Raw genomic sequence first — 16,130 nt, 5'->3', positions numbered from 1 at the left:
GCGCCGGTATTGCCGGCCGACACGCCGTTTTTCGGAGCCTTGCTTTTCGAAAAAGATAAAGACGGGTTCGCCTTTGTGGTCGAGAACTCGTTTTTCGGCGTAATAAAAGACCCGTTTTTCTACCGCGAAAACATTTACGCCGGCACGCTGGTCGTCAAAAAACCGGACAAGGCAGACCAGCGCGCCGCCCCCCTCACCGATGAAATCAGCGCCGCCCAGACTTACGCGCGCGCAATGGTGGAACTGACCAGGCAATTCTATCTGACCAACACGTTTTCGGAAAACTGGAAAAAAGCCGCCCTCGAAAAATAGCCGGACCCCACGCACCCGGCTATTGCGGCAGTTTCAAGCCGGAACGCAAAAATCCGGCCAAATTTTGTAATATCTATACAAATGTTGCACGGGGATAGGGAGGGTGTTTATGAAAGGCAAAACAAAAGCGGAAATCCTGGCGGAGCTGGGCAATCTTCCCGCCGAAATCTATGACAAACTGGTGGAAAAATTCAAGACTATCTCAGCGGACCAGCTCGACCGGCTGGAGGAGTGCGTAAAAACCGGCAATACCGCCGAAGGCGGCGACCTGGCGCATTCGATGAAAGGCGCGGCGGCGAATTTGCGGCTGGAACCGATTTACGCCAGAGTTATCGCGCTGGAGAAAGATATTAAAGCCGGGAAGCAGCTGCCGGCCATCGCGCCAAAACTGACCGCTTTGCGCAAGCTGGTCGAGAAGCTCTGACCCGATGAAAAAGATACTGATTGTGGAAGATAATTTCGTGAACCGGTCTTTCCTGTCGGAAATTTTCACTGGGAAAGCGCACTGCGTAATAGCCGTAAACGGGATTGAAGCGTTTGCCGCGTATTCGCAGGCCATTGAAAAAAAAGAGCCGTTCGACCTGGTTTTGCTCGACATAGAGATGCCCGTCATGGGCGGGCTGGAAACGCTGGCCCATATAAGGGATTATGAAAAGCTGTACGGCATCGCGGAGGAATTGCGTGTGCCGGTGATAGTCATAACGGCGCATGAGGAAGAATTTGCCGCCTCTTTCACGGGCGGCTGCGACAATTACATGCTAAAACCCGTAAATCCCGATCAGCTGCTGAAACAGGCGCAGCTCCTGATGGCGGGTCCGAAACCCGATCTGCGGCATGACGGCTCCCGCCACGGTGAAAGCGCCTGACAAAAACTGCCAAGGACTGTGAGGAATATGCTTCAACAAATCAAAAACCTGCCCATAAGAATCAAGCTATACACGGCGTTTGCGGCGCTGGTGATCATGGTGTCCGTCAGCTCGTTCATTTCGATCTCGTTCTACGAGCATTACAGCGAATCCGTGAAAAACATCAACAGGATGGACAAGACCAACCTGATGATAACCACCAAATCGGAGGAATTCAACGCCTGGATGATCAGCATCTCCAATTATATGCTTGACCCGGTTTCAAACCCCAAACCCGGCACCAATATAAACGAAACGACCTTCGGCAGATGGTACGCCGGGTTTTCCCGGAGCCAGGAGTTTTCGGCTTTGACGCCGGAGATGCAGGGCTGGTTTCAGGAAATGGAAGACAATATCATCAAAATCCACCAGGCCGCATCCGAAGTGATAGCCGCGGCCGACCCCAGGAAAGGGGACGGCGCCCGCGCGATGCGCCTTTACACCGAACGCGTCATTCCCGCAGCCACCACCGCGCGCTCGCAGCTGAGCAGGATTTCCAACTCGTTTAACATGATGACGCTGCAGCAGGTGGCGAAAGAGCAGACGCTGGGCATGTTCGCGGTAAAACTTTCCACGCTGGGCCTGCTCGGCATGGTGCTGATACTGGGTGTTTTCTTCATCGGCTTTCTTAACCGCAATCTGGTCGGGCCGGTTGAAAAGATACGCGACATACTCAAACAGATATCCAAAGGCGAAGGCGACCTGTCACAGCGGATAACCGTCGCCTCCAACGACGAAATAGGCCAGCTGGCCGCCCATTTCAACACTTTCGTGGATAAACTGAGCGCGATCATCACGCAGGTAAAAAACACGTCGGTCCAGCTGGCGGCGGCAACCCGGCAGATTTCAGTGTCGGCGCAGCAGATCGCGGAAGGCGCGCAGCAGCAGTCGGCGAGTTTCGAGGAACTGTCGAGCTCGGTCCAGTCCAACGCGTCAAACGCGGTACACGCAAACGAACTGAGCCAGTCCACCGCCAACAAGGCCAAGGCCGCAGGCAACAATATGAAAGACACGCTGGCGAGCATAAGCGTGATAGAAAAACGTTTCGCGCAGATTTCCAAGGCGGTGCGCATAATCTCCGACATAGCGGCGCAGACCAACCTGCTCGCGCTGAATGCCGCGATCGAGGCGGCGCGGGCGGGCGAATCCGGCCGGGGGTTCGCCGTAGTGGCCGACGAAGTGCGCAAACTCGCGGAAAAAAGCGCGATCGCCGCGGAAGATATCACCGGGCTGTCGCAGTCGAGCCTGGGCAAGGTGGAGGAGGGCGTGAACCTGTCCACCACGGTCGGCAAGAATCTGGCGGTGATTTTCACGGACATGTCGCGGCTGGCGTCCGAAATCGAGGAGATTTCCATTTCCACGCAGGAACAGGCCGCCGCGATGGAGGAAAACACCACTATCACCGAAAGCAACGCCACCACCGCCGAGAAGCTCGCGGCGGCGGCGGAACAGATGGCCACGCAGGCCACAATCCTGTCGGGGCTGGTGTCGCAATTCAACATTTCAAAAAAAGCCGCTTCGGCCGGCTCCGCCAATGCCTGAAGAAGACAAACGGAATTTCGTAAGAATACCGGGCCGGTTTGCGGTGCTCTGCGATATTTACACTATCCCGAAAACGCCGTCAGGCGGAGGCGCCGAAGGCTTCTCGCGCAATATCAGCGCGGGCGGACTCCTCTTTTATTCCGCCCGGCCCTTCAGGCCCGGCGAAACGGTGCGCGTCAGGATTGACATACCCGACTGGGAAAACCGCAAACCGCAGTTTTTCAAGCCGGCCGCGGAAATGGATACCGAAATGTTTCAGGCGGTCGGCGAAATCGTCCGGTGTTCCGCCGACGGACAGGGGTTCGAGATCGCGGTGAAATTCATCGCCGTTGACGACGGGCACCAGCTCGCGCTCGACAAACTCGCCCGTTACGAAAGCCGCAGGCTGACGGAGGACCGGTGAACGCCGACGAAACCGCCGCGCCAGCGCAGCACAACTCCGTAAATTTCCAGCTCGTGGTATTCGCCATGGGCGGACAGCAGTATGCGGTTAAAATAACGCTGGTGCGGGAAATACTCAACACCGTTCACATAACTCCGGCGCCCCGGATGCCGTGGTTCTGCCCGGGCATCATAAACCTGCGCGGCGATATCATTCCGGTTTTCGATTTCCGCCGGTACCTGCGGCTGGAACGGCCCGCCGGCGGAACGGATGACGTTTATATAATACTCAGTTACGGAGGGCTGTCGTTCTGCGTGATAGCCGACAGCGTGATTGACACGGTAAAAACTCCGGAAAAAGGGCTCGTGCGGCTGGAAGTGCGGAAAGAATGCATACAGGGCTTCGTGCAGCTGGGCAGCCGGATGATACTGGTGCTGAACCCCGACGACATGATGGCCGCCGTGGAAGCCGAAATAGCGGTTATAGCGGAGGCGGGACGGTGAAAGCCTCGGCAACGCTAAACCTCGTGGTGTTCCGGATAGGGCCGCACAACCTCTGCGTGCCTATCTCCGCCGTGCAGGAAGTGCTCGACTCCGGCCGGATGGTTCAGCTGCCGCGCTGCCCGGAACTGCTGTCGGGCATAGTGAACCTGCGCGGACACGTTATAGCGGTAGTCAATCTGCGAAGAAATTTTCCGGACGTGCCGCAGGCGGTCGCCGGGACCCATATTATCATCATTAACGCGGCGGGCGGCGCGAATATAGGGCTTATGGTGGATCTTGTGCGAATGGTCGCGCCGGTCGCCAAAAGCGATTTCACCCAGCCGGAAACCGCTCCGGGCGGCGCAAACCGCGCCATTATACTGGCTTCGATCGTTATTGCGGGCGAGCCGGCATATCTGCTTGATACGGGCAGAATTTTCAGCAAGGAAGAATTTGACCTGCTAAAAGCGGTGGACTGAAATGAGCGACATATCAGACTCGGAATTCAAAGCCGTACGCGAACTGCTCTACGCCAGCACTGGAATCATGCTAAACGATTCCAAGCGGACGCTTGTCCTCAACCGGCTGAGAAACCGCCTCAAAACAACCGGAAAAACCAATTACGCCGAGTATCTCCTTCTCTTGAAAAACAGCGGCCCGGAAATGGAAGAATTCATAAACGCCGTGACCACCAACGAAACTTTTTTCTTCCGGCATGACGAACAGCTCTCCTACCTTGTGCGCAACATCCTGCCCGAACTGGTAAAACAGCGGCAGGCGCAGAACCGGCTGGAACTGAACGTCTGGTCGGCCGCCTGTTCGACCGGCGAGGAGCCGTATACGCTGGCAATCCTGCTCGAATCGTTTTTCGAGAAACTGCCGGGCTGGCAGTTCCGCATCCACGCGACTGACATAAACACCGAAGTGCTGGCCGACGCCAAAGCCGGACTGTTCAGCGAACGCAGCCTTTCCCGCATAAAAAACAAGCCGGAGATGCGCTGGTTCAAGCGCGCCGGAAGCAGACCGGACTGTTATGAACTGGACGAAGCCATCCGCCGGCGCGTAAAATTCCGGGAACACAATCTGATGGCGCCGGCCCCGTTCCGCGGCATAGATCTGCTGCTGGCGCGCAACGTGATGATCTATTTCGACAAAACTTCAAAAAACACAGCCGTCAGGCATCTCGCCGCCGCGCTGGAACAGGACGGTTATTTTATCGTAAGCCTGTCCGAAACGCTCAACGATGTCAAAACCGATTTGCAGTACCTCAAGCTCGGGATTTACGCGCGAAACGGCAAACAGCTGAGGCAAACGCTGCCATGACTGCCATGATAAGAATAATAATCGCCGACGATTCGCCTTTCATCCGCGCCAGGCTGGAAGAACTTTTCACCGCGCAGGGAATTGCGGTCGTCGCGGCGCTGGAAAACGGGGCTGAGGCGGTCGAGGCGGTGCGGCGGCTCAAGCCGGACGCGGTCGTTATGGATTACGAAATGCCCGTCATGGACGGAATCGAAGCGCTGGAAATGATCAGGCGCGACAGCGCGGTTCCGGTAATTATTTTCAGCGCGTACACTCCCGAAGGCGCGGTGCAGACTCTGCGCGCGGTCGAGGCGGGCGCGCATGACGTTATTTTGAAACCGGCCGGCGGCCAGCGTCCGCCGGCCGTGATAGAGCAGGAGCTTGTCGCTTCGGTGCGCTGCGCCGCGGGCGCAAAGACGGCGAAGCGAAAACCTTTCGAGATCGCCGCGCGGCAGGTTGACGTGATCTGCGCCGGCTCCTCGGCGGGCGGAGTGTACGCGGCGGGCCGGATCCTTCCGCTGCTGCCGACCGACATGCCGCCGGTTGTCTGGGTTCAGCACATGCCCGCTGAATTCATGGCGGCCTTCGCCGGCCGGCTCAATTCCATTTCCAGGCTGGAAGTGAAACTGGCGGAGCAGAACGAGCCGCTCCGGCATGGAGTCTGTTACATGTCCCCCCACGGAACCGAATGCGGCCTGAGAAAAACCCCGAACGGCTACGCCATCGCGCTTTCCGCCTGCAACCCGCGGCGGCGGTTCTGCCCGTCATGCGACGGGATTTTCGAATCGGCGGCGGAAGTCTGCGGGGCCAGAGCGGTCGGAGTGATACTGTCCGGGATAGGCTCTGACGGCACGGACGGGCTTGTCCGCCTGCATAACGCGGGCGGGTATGTGGTGGGCCAGTCGGAATCAAGCTGCGTGGTGTACGGGATGCCGCATTCGGCGGCGGAGGCAGGCGCGGTTGACATTACCGTCCCGCTGGAAGACATTACGCCGCTGCTGTGCAAATTAACCGGAGCCGGCGCGAAATGAACATTTTTTTCGATGACAAGCCGCTGGGCGAACGCGCCCGCGCCCGCGCGGCGTTTTTCAACGACGCGGAACAATATCTCAAAAACATAAGCGACAAACTGCTGCAGGCGGAAGACGCGCTGAAAGCCGGCGCGGCGCCGGGCAAGCCGGAAATAAACGAAATTTTCCGGTGCGCGCACAATATCAAGAGCATGGGCGCGTTTACCGGCCTTGCGGAACTGGAACAGGCCAGCCACACGCTTGAAGAACTGCTTTCGGAAGTCCGGCAGGAAAAAAAACCGTTTGACCGGGCCGTTCTGGAAACAGCTCTGGCAATGAACGACCGGCTGCACGGCATTATAAAGGACTATGCCGCCCTAAACGAATCCAGCGCCGGCGAATTCGCTTCGGCACGCGGCTTTGCGCCTTTAACAGAGCCGGAGCCGCTGCCGCAGGCGCCGGGCGCGGTTGCGCCGTCCGCGGGCACCGCGCAGCAATCACCCGTGCCGCAGCCGCTTAATCCCGCGATGCTCGCCAAATTCGTTGAGGACGCGGAGCACGGCATAGAAGTTTTTAATGACGGGCTGCTCCGGTGTGAAGCGGCTCCTGCCACCGAAAACCTGATAAACGAACTGTTCCGCGCGGCGCATAATCTTAAAAGCACCGCCGGTTTCATCGGCGCGACCGAACTGGCCCGCGCCTCGCACGCGATGGAAGATCTGCTCGCGCACTTCCGCAAAACCGCGCAAACCCCCGACTCCGAAAGCCTGAACGTGCTTTTCGCGGGCATTGATCTGGTGCGGGACATGGTGCAGCTTTACAAAACCGGCACGCCCGGCGTGATAGACGCGGGCGCGTTCATTGACAGGCTTAACACCCGGTTCGCCGCGGTTACCGGCGCGCCGCGCGCAAGCGTGACGGCGGAACAAAAACCCGCCGCGGCACAGGCGTCGGCCGCGCTTGCGCTTGCGCCGGACATTCTTAAGAGCGCGCTTGACGAAATCGCGCTGGGCCGGAAAATATTCAAGATAACCGCCGAAATTCCGGGGTCGGCGCCGGTAAAAAGCATAAACGCGGTAATGGCGGCAAAAAAACTTTCAAAAAAAGGACGGGTCATCTGCTGCGCGCCGGATGCGGCGGCGATAGTTGACAGCACAACGCAGGGCGTTTCGATCTCCTATCTTTTCTCCTGCGCCGCAGGCGAAGAGGAAATAAGAAACACGCTTAAACTGTCGGGCCTGAACACTGACGGGGTGGAGGAGCTGACGCAGGAACACATCACGAATCTGCTAACCGGCAGCGCCGCGACAAACACGGCCGCTGTCGCCGCCGGCATCCGGGTGGACGCGCGCAAGCTCGACCGGCTGATGGATCTGTCCGGCGAGCTGGTGACACTGCGCTCGAAACTGAGCAATTTCCAGAAAGTGTTCGCGGAAGACATCCGCCGGGACCGCGACTCGTCGGACGCGCTTTTTCACGCCCGCGAGCACATGGCCGCCCTGAAAAACGCGCTTGACTCGCCCGCGCCCGACGCGGAAACGCTGCGCGCATGCGCGGAACAGCTGGAATCATGCGTGAACACGCTGTCCGCGGGACGGCAGGAGAATGCGGCGCTGGAAGCGGTGCGGTTCGACGGACTGATGTCGGAACTGAATGTAATTTCCGGCAGGATACAAACCGGAGTGATGTCTTCGCGGATGGTGGCGATTGAAGGTATTTTTTCGCGTTTCAAGCGGATCGTGCGCGACGTGGCAAAAGCCGTGGACAAAGACGTCACGCTGGTAATTGAAGGTCAGGAAACGGAACTGGACAAAACCATTGTTGACAGCCTCACCGAGCCGCTCACCCACATGGTGCGCAACGCGGTGGACCACGGGCTTGAACCCGCCGGACAGCGGCGTGCGGCGGGCAAACCCGAGCGCGGCACAGTCTGCCTGCGGGCCTACCGCATGGGCAGCAGCATCCGCGTGGAAGTGCGCGACGACGGACGCGGCATGGATCCTGAAGCGATCGCCGCCGCCGCGGTGCGCAAAGGCGTGCTCACCGAAGCCGAAGCCGGCGCGCTTGACCGCGGCGGCAAACTCAACCTGATTTTCAAGCCGGGCTTTTCCACCGCGGAAACAGTCACCGGCATATCCGGCCGCGGCGTCGGGATGGACGTGGTGCTCAATATGGTGCTGCAGATCAAAGGCAGCATTGACATTGAAACCGCCAAGGGGCGCGGCACCGCTTTTGTGCTCAAGATCCCGCTCACTCTGTCGGTCATAAAAGCGCTGCTGTGCACGATAAGCAATGTCCCCTATGCCCTGCCCATAGATTCGGTGCACGAAACGGCTCTTGTGACCGAAGATCAGTTCAGCGCTACGCAGCAGGGCGTTGTCTTCGCCCGGCGCGATGAACTGCTCCCGTTCTGCGATACACAGGCTCTGCTGGGCATACCCGTGCCGGAATTCGAACAGGGCGCGCGGATGGTGGCGATCTTGAACGACGGCGGGCGCAAAGCGGGCGTAGCCGTGCATAAAATGCTGGGAGAAGACGAACTGGTTCTAAAACCCCTGCCCCGGCACCTCGCGCATCTCAGGGGCATAGCGGGCGTGTCGGTGCTGGGCAACGGCAATGTGGCTTATATACTGGATCCGGTGTACATAATCTCTTCGGTTCGGAAATGACATGCCAGACCATAATTTCAAATGTGAACATGCTCCTCAACCTGACGAGGGAAACAAACTGACGGTCGGAATGGCGGACATTAAAATAGCCGCGGCTCCGAAAGTGCTGCAGACCACGCTCGGTTCATGCATCGCCATCTGCGCGTACAGCAGGGCTGCAAAAACCGGCGGGATGCTGCACTTCATGATGCCCGGTGTGCTGGCCAGCCTGGAGCGGCAGGGCCTGAAAGAAGCCAAATACGCGGTCACCGGGATCCCGAAGCTGTTTAACCTGCTGATGGCGCGCGGCATCCGGCCGGAAGAGCTGGAGGTGAAACTGTTCGGCGGCGGGCGGATCCTCAAGAACGTGTCTCGCGATATCGGAACGGAAAACTGCGCCGCGGCGGAATTGCTTCTGGCGGGCCGGGGCCTTACCATTCTGCCCGGCAGAACGGGCGGAGAAAAAGGGTTGCGGCTGGAATTCGAGCTGGAATCCGGCATAGTGAAATGCCGGGCCATAGACGAAAAAATCACGGAGGATTACTGAGATGCCGATCACCAGGGAAACCCGCAAGATCATGGAATTTGTGGCGAGAGAAAGCATTGACCGCGCTTCCCTCAGCCTGGAGCGGCTGCTGCACAACGGCGCGTCAATAGAAGCGGAGCGGGTGTGTTTCGAAGACATAACGATCGCCACGCAGCGGGTCAATTCCTCGGAACGGAAAGTGGTGGGCGCGTATCTCGATCTGGCGGGCGACGTGACTTTCCGGCTGCTTTTTTACGTCGTGGAGGAAGACAGCCTCAAGCTGGCTGACCTCATGCTGAACCGGCCGCTGGGAACCTGCGCGGCGACTGACGCGCTGACGCTGAGCGCGGTGCAGGAAACGGGCAACATACTGTCCGGCGCGATCATGGGGGTATTCACAAAAAACTTCAATCTGCTTATGCAGCCGACCCCGCCCCAGGTAGTCACCGATTTCGAAGGCACCGTGTTTTCCGAATATCTGCTGAGCGCGGATATCGAGACCGACGAAGTCCTTATTATTGAATGTATGATAAAATTAGTGGAATGCGGAGTGCGGTGCCGGATGTACCTGATACCCAAAACGAGCTGCGACACATTCCTCGATTATATTTCGGACAAACGCAATACGGAGGACAAATGCCAAAAAGACTGATAGTTGTGGACGACGCGCCGATAGTGCGGCTGATGCTCAAAGACATTCTGACCCGGCACGGTTATCAGGTGATAGCCGAATGCGCCAACGGCGAAGAGGGCGTGAACGAATACAAAAAACTCTGGCCTGACGCCGTCACCATGGATATCACGATGCCGGTCAAGGACGGGATCGCCGCGCTGGAGGAAATTCTCGCCGTTGATCCGAACGCCCGCGTCGTGATGGTCACCGCCATAGAAGAGCGCGAATATCTCATGAAAGCCATCAAGCTGGGCGCCGTTGACTATATCGTAAAACCGTTCGAGGAAGAACGGGTGGTGGCGGCGATTGAAAATGCCCTGAGCGGAGAATAACGCCCGGTCTTCCGGTTCATGCCGTCCGCCGTGAAGCTGCGGCGGGCCTTGCTTCGGGGGTATAAATATAATATACTAATTTTGACTCCGTGACGCATTAACCGTGTGGCAGGTGAAAGGACGCAGGCAAGGACGGTACCCGTAATGAACACAATAAAAATCGCAATAGCTGACGATCATGCTGTTGTGCGCGACGGAATAAAGGCAGTGCTGGAACGCAGTTCCGATTTTATAAAAGTCGTCGCGGAAGCGGAGAACGGGAAAGAGATTCTGGATCTGGCGGCCGCCAGTCCCGCCGACATTTACATTATTGACATATCCATGCCCGTGCTTAACGGCATTGAAACAACCGAACGGCTGCTGAAGCTGGATCCGAAAAACAAGGTCATAATGCTCAGCATGCACGACGACCGGCTCTCCGTGGAAAAAGCGCTTAAAGCAGGCGCGCGCGGGTTCATAGTGAAAGTGTCAACTTCCGAGGAAATCGTGAAAGCGATACAGGAAGTGAGCGAAGGCCGGTTCTATCTGTGTTCAAAGGTATCGAAGTATGTCGTACAGGGTTTTCTGGGGCAGATGGCGCCGTCGGAATCGCCGCGCAAGTCAATCCATCTCACTCCGAAAGAAAAGGAAGTGCTGCAGCTGATCGCGGAAGGTTTCAGCAGCAAGGAAATAGCGAAAGAGCTCAAACTCTCGCTTAACACCGTGCATGTGCACCGCAACAACATGATGCGCAAACTGGATATCCATAAACAGGCGGACCTTATCCGTTATGCGCTGAAAGAGGGCATCACCCACCTCTGAGGCACTGTTTCGCTTATGGTCAAGAAAAACATATTAATGATAGACGACGAGGAACCGCTCTGCAAGCTGGTGCAGATGACTCTTGAGTCAATGCAGCGGTTCAAAGTAACCTACGCCACTGATCCGCGTGACGGGATCAGGATAGCGCACCAGCTTCAGCCGGATCTTATCATTCTGGATCTGCTGATGCCTTATATGGAAGGCTCCGAAGTGGCCGACCAGCTGATGCAGACCCCGGATACGGCTAAAATTCCGATAGTTTTCCTGACCGCATTGGCCGACAAGAACCAGGTGGGGGGCGGCACAATCGGAGGGCGGCAGTTTATCGCCAAACCGGTCACGTCTTCGGAACTGGTGCGGCGGATAGACCGCATACTGGGCACGGAATAGCATGAATTTCACCGGCGGCAAAACTCCCCGATATTGAATATCGGGGAGTTTTGTTTAGGATGACAGCGTCGCCGGCAAAGTGGTATAATATAGCAGCGATTGAAAGTGTGGGGAAACAGCGCATTCCATCAAAAGGAGCCTGAGATGAGTTCAGACAAACTGCCTACCTCGGGGGGGCTGAAAAAAGAGGAGAAGGTCTATCCTGTTCCAAAAGACATAAAACTGCCGGAAGGCTACGGTGACACGGAAGCATATCTGCTTCCGCGTGACCCGGAGTGGATGTTTTTATACTGGGAAGTGACGGAGACATCCATTGCCTCGCTCAAACGCCAGTTTGGGGAAGACATCATGTTCCGCACGAAAAGCGTGGTGCGGATTCACGACGTGACCGGCGTGAACGGCTTTGACGGGCAAAATTCCGAAAGCTATTTCGACGTGCCCATAGTGCTGGAAGCGAAAAACTGGTATTTAAACGTGCCCAAACCAGGCCGCGCCTATATCTGCGATATCGGGCTGATTGACACGGACGGCCGGTTCATTCTGCTGGCGCGCAGCAACATGGTGGGCCTGCCTGCCGGCTGCGTATCCGACAAGACCGACGAACACTGGATGAGCGTCAACCCTGATTTCCAGAAACTGCTTAAACTTTCCGGCATCGAATATCTCGGCAGAGGCTCGGGCGACATAGCGCGGGTGCTGGCTCAGCGGTGGGAAATGATCAAGTCCGTATCATCCCGGGGCGCCTCGTGGGGCGCGCATCCCGGCACGATGACCGGCAAAAAAGACTTCTGGCTGGTGGCCGACTGCGAACTGGTGCTGTACGGCGCCACTGAACCGGACGCGAAAGTGACCGTCGCGGGCAGAACGGTAAAACTCAATCCCGACGGCACATTCAGCCTGCGGTTCGCATTCCCTGACGGCGTGCTTGACCTGCCCGTTCACGCAGACAATGCCGACGGCGACCTGCACCGGCAGATAACCATAACCGCCGAAAGGAAAACGCAAACTGATGAATAAAGGCAACGAAAAAGGATACCTCGCGCTGGTACTGCACGCGCATCTGCCGTTCGTGCGCCACCCGGAATACGACGATTTCCTGGAGGAGGACTGGTTCTTCGAGGCAATGATCGAGACCTATCTGCCTCTGCTCGACATGTTTGAAAAGCTGACGGCTGACAGCGTGGACTTCCGCATCACGATGTCAATCACGCCGCCGCTGTGCAACATGATGGCTGACGACCTGCTGAAAACCCGGTTCCGCCGCTACCTGCACAACCGCATCGAGCTTACGGAAAAGGAATCCGGCCGCACCCGCGGCACGCCTTACGAAGAAGTCGCGCGGATGTACGAAGCTAAATTCAAGCGGCTTCGGCTGCTGTGGGAAGATTATTACCATTCAAACATTCTGGAAGGCTTCAAAAAATTCCAGGACATGGGCAAGCTGGAAATAATCACCTGCTGCGCCACGCACGGGTTTCTGCCGCTTCAGGTTTATAAAGAAAGCGTCAACGCGCAGATCAAAATCGCCGTGGAAGATTACAAGAGGCATTTCGGGCGCGCTCCGCGCGGCATGTGGCTGGCGGAATGCGCCTACAATCCCGGCGACGACGTGTATCTCAAAGACGCCGGGATCCGGTTCTTTTTCACCGAAAGCCACGGCATTCTCTACGGCTCGCCGCGCCCGCGCTACGGAGTGTATGCGCCAGTCTACTGCCCGTCGGGCGTGGGCGTGTTCGCGCGCGACATGGAATCGGCGCATCAGGTATGGAGCGCGGACACCGGCTATCCCGGCGATCCCGTCTACCGCGAATTCTACCGCGACCTGGGCTATGATCTGGACTATGACTATGTGAAGCCCTATCTGCATTCCGACGGCGTGCGCCGCAACATCGGAGTCAAATACAACGCGATCACCGGCAAAGTGCCGCTTGACAAAAAAGCGCCCTACAGCCCCGCGCGCGCCCTGGAAAAAGCCGCCGCGCATGCAGGCAATTTCATGTTCAACCGGCAGAAGCAGATCGAACACCTTAACGGGTTTCTGCAGAAGAAACCGCTGATCGTGTCAATGTACGACGCCGAACTGTACGGGCACTGGTGGTACGAAGGCCCGCAGTTTCTGGAAATGCTTTTCAGGAAGCTCCATCACGATCAGGCCGATATCCGGCCCATAACGCCGATGGAATACCTTGAGGAGAACCCGGACAATCAGGTAATCCAGCCGAGCATGTCGTCTTGGGGCGACAAAGGCTATCATGAAGTATGGCTTAACGCGGGCAACGACTGGATCTACCGGCATCTGAACAAAATGGCGCAGCGGATGATCGCGCTCGCCAACCGTTACGACACGACTGACGGAGTTCTGGGCCGCGCGCTCAACCAGTGCGCGCGGGAGCTGGTGCTGGCGCAGTCGTCGGACTGGGCATTTCTGATCACGGTCGGAACGGCCATGCAGTACTCGTCAAAGCGCACCAAAGAGCATATTGACCGTTTCAACGAACTGTATGAGCAGATAAAGGACACCCGGATAGAGGAAGAGTTTTTGCGGGAACTGGAGTGGAAAGACAATATTTTCCCGCAGATTGACTACCGCATTTACAAATCCTCCGGCATAGCGCATATCAAACAGCCTCGCGCGCTGACAACCTAGTCCGTAACACCGGCTTTAACAAAAAACCGCTCCCGCCGGGAGCGGTTTTTTGCTTGAGCAGCCGCGGCGGTGTTTCTCCGGCTAACTGGCAAAGCGCCGGGAAAAGTTGTAGAGTACTCTGTATTATGTTTGCCTTGTCATCAAACCCGGCCTCGCCATTGAATGCGGGATTTCAGGTAACAGTCACATGTTAAACCCTCTTAACAGTTTAAAAAACACGCGCGCCGGCAGACGCATAAACACACTTGCGGCAAGCTGTGTTTTTGCCGCCGCACTGTCGTTTGCCGGGCTGTTTCTAATGTATCCGCTCACAGCAGGTCGAAACTTCGAACCGCCGGAAATTATAAATATCTTCAGGGGAAACATACGGCCTGATGCCGCGCAAACGCCGCTGCCGCCGGAAACTTTCCCGGTATCGCTCAAAGGGCAGACACCGGCCTCGAAATATATCATTTCGTTCAGCGCCAGTATCCCCGCCGATACAAAAGTTCCATGCCGGCTTGTAAGAACCGACTCCAATGCCGCAGGCCTTACGCTGGAAGCGTTGCCCGGCGGCACGCTTGCTCTTTACACCCGCGCGGCAGGCCAGCCCGGAGAGAAGAAACTTCTGGCTGTGCCCGATGCGTTCCAGCCCGGAAATTTATTTACAGGCAGTATAACCAAAAACAAAAACGACGCCATAATTTTGCGGGTGGACAATCGTGGCGAAAAAGTGGCGACAGTCCATCTACCAGCGGCAATTGACACCATCACCGTAGGCGATAAAACCGGAGCAGCCGCCGTTATCGGACTGGAACTGCTGTTTACGCAATTTAAAAAATCCGCTCAGGCGCAAAAGCTGCCCGGCAGACTGATCATATTGGCCACAGGCGTTTTATGGCTGATCCTGCCGCTTGCACTAATATGCCTGGCGGCGCAGACGGCAGGGCGGCTCGCTTCGCCAGGCCCGCTCCGCCCGGACGAAAGTGCCCGCAGGGCCGAACTTATCGGTCTGCTGCTTATGGCCGGCTTTGTGTGCGCCACGGCATTCCATTATATTGAAGGCGGCTATCACAACAACCCCTACCCGCTGAGCACGTTTCTTTTCCGGCCGGATGACGTTTTGCAGGATCTGTTCCACCATATCTCTTATGCAAAAGATTTAAATCCCTATCTGGCGAAAACCGGCATTGAACCATCCACATATTTTCCGTTCGTCTATCTGCCGCTTTATCCGCTAGCACATACCGGCAAGGATTTCATGAGGCTATGTTTTTTCGCCGCGCTGCCGCTGTTCGCCTGGCTCAATATAAAATATCTTAAACGCGCTGGACTGGCGCACGTCGCACTGTGGAGAAACGCGCTTGTTTATTCCGGCCTTTCCTACCCGCTGCTCTTCTGCATGGATCGCGGCAATCTGGAAATATTTGTTTTCATCGCGATAGCGGCGGCAATGTTTCTGCTTGAAAAAGACAAGCCTTTAACAGCCTCCGTTTTTCTGGCGCTGGCAATTGCCGCCAAAGGCTATCCCGCCATTTTTCTGCTGCTTTTCATAAAACGCAGGAACTGGAACGCGGCGCTGCTGGCGTGCGGAATCTCCGCCGCGCTTACCGCCGTCCCGCTCCTGCTGTACAAGGGCGGTTTCATGGAAAATCTCGCGGGGTTATGGCAGGGCATCGAATTCGTCGCGCGGCGTTACGCGCTGGACAGTTACGGGTACGACCACAACGCCAGCCTTTTCAATCCGCTGCGGATAGGCGCATCCCTTCTGTACGGCATGCAGGACCGGGCAGCGTTGCTGCGCGTATTCAATATGGTGGCGTTTGCGGCGGGCTGCGGCGTGGCTTATTATGTTTTGCGCAGGGAAACCGTGTTATGGAAACAAGCCGCACTGCTGGTCTGTTACGAGGTGCTTGCCACGCCTTTTTCCGGCGCGTACAAACTGCTCGCCTTTTTTGTGCCGATGTGGCTGTTTATCAACGCGCCCCGGCGTTCGCGATTTGACAATCTGTACGCGGTTATTTTCGCGTTGCTGCTGATACCGAAAGAATATCCGCTTTTTCATGCGGAGCCGTTGCCGCCAGTCGCGATTTCCGCTGTGTTAAATCCCCTGCTGATGGCGCTGCTGTGCGCGCTGATCATAATGGACAGGCAACAGGCCCCCGCCGGCGCGTGAACCCGGCCCGGCGAGTCCGTCAC

General features: G+C 57.0%; 18 protein-coding genes. All 18 read left to right on the top strand.

The features are described from left to right. Positions 1-312, top strand: a 312-nt coding sequence (locus tag PHW69_01255; GenBank protein MDD4003814.1) for a hypothetical protein, incomplete at its 5' end; no start/stop codon positions are given. Between the two features lie 109 nt (positions 313-421). Beyond that, a complete protein-coding gene (locus PHW69_01250) occupies positions 422-736 on the top strand; it encodes an Hpt domain-containing protein (GenBank protein ID MDD4003813.1) in 315 nt (104 codons plus the stop codon). A 4-nt stretch (positions 737-740) separates the two neighbouring features. Further along, on the top strand, positions 741-1,178 hold the full coding sequence (locus PHW69_01245; protein MDD4003812.1) for a response regulator: 438 nt from the start codon (positions 741-743) through the stop codon (positions 1,176-1,178). Positions 1,179-1,205: 27 nt separating this feature from the next. Then, positions 1,206-2,759 (top strand): methyl-accepting chemotaxis protein, encoded by a 1,554-nt coding sequence (locus PHW69_01240; GenBank protein ID MDD4003811.1) that lies wholly within the window; start codon positions 1,206-1,208, stop codon positions 2,757-2,759. Then, the gene (locus tag PHW69_01235) at positions 2,752-3,162 is read left to right on the top strand and encodes a PilZ domain-containing protein (GenBank protein ID MDD4003810.1); all 411 of its coding nucleotides are present in this window, start codon (positions 2,752-2,754) and stop codon (positions 3,160-3,162) included. Before PHW69_01240 ends, PHW69_01235 begins: the two co-directional genes overlap by 8 nt. Further along, complete coding sequence (locus tag PHW69_01230; protein MDD4003809.1) at positions 3,159-3,644, top strand: chemotaxis protein CheW; 486 nt, start codon at positions 3,159-3,161, stop codon at positions 3,642-3,644. The genes PHW69_01235 and PHW69_01230 overlap by 4 nt, the downstream gene beginning before the upstream one ends. After that, on the top strand, positions 3,641-4,102 hold the full coding sequence (locus PHW69_01225) for a chemotaxis protein CheW (GenBank protein ID MDD4003808.1): 462 nt from the start codon (positions 3,641-3,643) through the stop codon (positions 4,100-4,102). The genes PHW69_01230 and PHW69_01225 overlap by 4 nt, the downstream gene beginning before the upstream one ends. A gap of 1 nt (position 4,103) precedes the next feature. After that, positions 4,104-4,946, top strand: a complete 843-nt coding sequence (locus tag PHW69_01220) for a protein-glutamate O-methyltransferase CheR (protein ID MDD4003807.1) — start codon at positions 4,104-4,106, stop codon at positions 4,944-4,946. A gap of 5 nt (positions 4,947-4,951) precedes the next feature. Then, complete coding sequence (gene cheB, locus PHW69_01215) at positions 4,952-5,956, top strand: chemotaxis-specific protein-glutamate methyltransferase CheB (protein MDD4003806.1); 1,005 nt, start codon at positions 4,952-4,954, stop codon at positions 5,954-5,956. Then, entirely contained in the window at positions 5,953-8,604 is a 2,652-nt protein-coding gene (locus PHW69_01210; GenBank protein ID MDD4003805.1) for an Hpt domain-containing protein, read from the top strand. Before cheB ends, PHW69_01210 begins: the two co-directional genes overlap by 4 nt. Position 8,605: 1 nt before the next feature. Then, entirely contained in the window at positions 8,606-9,130 is a 525-nt protein-coding gene (locus PHW69_01205) for a chemotaxis protein CheD (protein MDD4003804.1), read from the top strand. A gap of 1 nt (position 9,131) precedes the next feature. Further along, entirely contained in the window at positions 9,132-9,761 is a 630-nt protein-coding gene (locus tag PHW69_01200; GenBank protein MDD4003803.1) for a hypothetical protein, read from the top strand. Then, complete coding sequence (locus tag PHW69_01195) at positions 9,746-10,114, top strand: response regulator (GenBank protein ID MDD4003802.1); 369 nt, start codon at positions 9,746-9,748, stop codon at positions 10,112-10,114. Before PHW69_01200 ends, PHW69_01195 begins: the two co-directional genes overlap by 16 nt. A 144-nt stretch (positions 10,115-10,258) precedes the next feature. After that, positions 10,259-10,915 (top strand): response regulator transcription factor, encoded by a 657-nt coding sequence (locus PHW69_01190; GenBank protein MDD4003801.1) that lies wholly within the window; start codon positions 10,259-10,261, stop codon positions 10,913-10,915. A 15-nt stretch (positions 10,916-10,930) separates the two neighbouring features. Then, on the top strand, positions 10,931-11,305 hold the full coding sequence (locus tag PHW69_01185; GenBank protein ID MDD4003800.1) for a response regulator: 375 nt from the start codon (positions 10,931-10,933) through the stop codon (positions 11,303-11,305). A 144-nt stretch (positions 11,306-11,449) separates the two neighbouring features. Next, positions 11,450-12,322 carry a DUF4912 domain-containing protein gene (locus tag PHW69_01180; protein ID MDD4003799.1) on the top strand — a complete coding sequence of 291 codons (873 nt, stop codon included), beginning with the start codon at positions 11,450-11,452 and terminating at the stop codon, positions 12,320-12,322. Further along, complete coding sequence (locus PHW69_01175) at positions 12,315-13,952, top strand: DUF1957 domain-containing protein (GenBank protein ID MDD4003798.1); 1,638 nt, start codon at positions 12,315-12,317, stop codon at positions 13,950-13,952. The genes PHW69_01180 and PHW69_01175 overlap by 8 nt, the downstream gene beginning before the upstream one ends. Positions 13,953-14,139: 187 nt before the next feature. After that, the gene (locus PHW69_01170; GenBank protein ID MDD4003797.1) at positions 14,140-16,107 is read left to right on the top strand and encodes a glycosyltransferase family 87 protein; all 1,968 of its coding nucleotides are present in this window, start codon (positions 14,140-14,142) and stop codon (positions 16,105-16,107) included. Positions 16,108-16,130: the final 23 nt, after the last annotated feature.

Source organism: Elusimicrobiaceae bacterium, from assembly GCA_028700325.1.
Lineage (GTDB): Bacteria > Elusimicrobiota > Elusimicrobia > Elusimicrobiales > Elusimicrobiaceae > JAQVSV01.
Note: the sequence above shows the minus strand (reverse complement) of the source record. Positions and strands in the feature narration are given on the sequence as shown.